This window comes from Pseudonocardia sp. SID8383, from assembly GCF_009864975.1.
Taxonomy (GTDB): domain Bacteria; phylum Actinomycetota; class Actinomycetes; order Mycobacteriales; family Pseudonocardiaceae; genus Pseudonocardia; species Pseudonocardia alni.
This window is the reverse complement of sequence record NZ_WWFY01000289.1, coordinates 1-925: the sequence shown is the minus strand read 5'-3', so window position 1 is coordinate 925 and position 925 is coordinate 1. Positions and strand designations below refer to the sequence as shown.

The window sequence follows — 925 nt, the reverse complement described above, 5'->3', positions numbered from 1 at the left end:
CAGGCGCCGCGCGTGTTCGGCGACGGCGGTGCAGGCGGTCAGCCCGTGCACGACGTCGCGGTGGGTGGAGCCCAGCCAGGTCCGGGTCAGCGGACGCCCCAGCAGCAGCGTCTGGTGCAGTGCGGCGTCGAGTGCGCGCGACCGGGCACGCAGGTCCTCGCACGGGCCGGGCCGGCGCAGCGCCCGGTCGACCGTGCCCAGCAGCTCGGCCAGCGCGTCGAGCAGCCCGCGGCGGGCCTCCTCGGCGGCGGACCGGGTGCGGGTGGGCAGCACGAGCACCGAGACCGCGCAGCCGATCAGACCACCGACCACGGTCTCCTCCAGGCGCAGCACCATCAGGTCCACCGTGAAGGTGCCGAGCAGCGCGTAGAGCTCGCCGAGCATCAGCGTGATGAAGAAGATCATCAGCGCGTAGGAGAGCCGGAACAGGTAGAGCGCGCCGAAGATGCTGAGCAGGATCACCGGCAGCACCACGGCGACGTCGGGTCCCAGCACCGGCACCAGCGCGATCGCGCCGACCAGGCCGATCATGGTGCCGACGATGCGGTGCGCGGCCTTGCGCACCGTCTCGGCGACGGTCGCGGTGCCGGTGAAGGCGATGAACGCGGCCAGCACCGCCCAGTAGTAGCGCTGCTCGGACAGTGCGTCGCCCACCGCGATCGCGACCGCGGTGGCCACCGAGACCTGCACGGCCTGGCGGGTGGTCAGCGACAGCCGCGAGGCGGGACGGCCGGGGTCCGGCGGGCGGTGCAGCCGGGTCACCGTGCCCGCCGAGCCGGGCAGGTTGCCCCCGAACAGCTGGACCGCGGGGGCGAACGCGGCCGCCTCCCCGACGGTCGGGGCGGCGGTGTCCTCCGGCACCGTGCCGGAGTCGCCCTCCCGCACCGTGGCGAGGGCGGCGGTCCAGTCGGCGCGGGCGTCGGCG

Annotated in this window: 1 protein-coding gene; it reads right to left on the bottom strand. The window is 75.1% G+C overall.

Annotated elements, in window-relative coordinates; all coding sequences use genetic code 11:
* Positions 1-925: FUSC family protein (locus tag GTW08_RS06920; protein ID WP_202416563.1), on the bottom strand; the 925-nt coding region annotated here is incomplete at both ends.